This window comes from Cupriavidus sp. 05N38 (assembly GCF_056397345.1).
Genome location: NZ_JBFTNF010000174.1, coordinates 1 through 677 on the forward strand (window position 1 = coordinate 1; position 677 = coordinate 677).

Here is a 677-nt window from a genome sequence, read left to right on the forward strand (position 1 = left end):
TTTGAGTTCAATCGGGTGATTGCGGCTCCCGTGCAGGCGACCGCCCCGTTTTGCCACAGACTCCAAAGTAGTCCCCACCAAATTCTGATGGTGACTACTCTGGATACATTCACCTTACGCGTCTACACGGCCTTCAGCGGACGGTTACGATCCCCGTCGCGCCCCGCGATTAGCGAAAGATCGCCAGGGCGCATGACACTTAGGGGAAACCCAATTTGAACAGGAGAACGCGATGATCAACATGAAGGCAGCGGTATTTATCGAGCCCGGACAGATTGTCCTGCAAGACAAGCCAGTGCCGGATATCGGCGCGACTGACGCGCTGGTCCGTATCACTACCACCACCCTCTGCGGTACGGACATTCATATCCTGAAAGGTGAGTATCCGGTCAAGCCCGGCCTGACCAGCGGGCACGAGCCCGTGGGCGTGATCGAAAAACTCGGCAGGGAAGTCCAGGGATACCGGGAAGGGCAGCGCGTGATCGCCGGGGCGATCTGCCCCAGCTTCCATTCCTATGCTTGCCAGGACGGGCTACCTTCACAGGACGGCCAGTCRCACGGACATGGCTACAAGCCGGCCGGTGGCTGGCGCTTCGGCAATACCATCGATGGTACGCAGGCGGAGTACGTGCTTGTGCCCGATGCGCAGGCGAACCTTGCTCCCGTCCCCGACGGCC

General features: G+C 60.2%; 1 protein-coding gene. It reads left to right on the plus strand.

The window, feature by feature from the left end; all coding sequences use genetic code 11:
- Positions 1-232 precede the first annotated feature (232 nt).
- On the plus strand, positions 233-677 hold a 445-nt coding region (locus tag AC1DK4_RS40780), incomplete at its 3' end, for an alcohol dehydrogenase catalytic domain-containing protein (protein ID WP_477132275.1).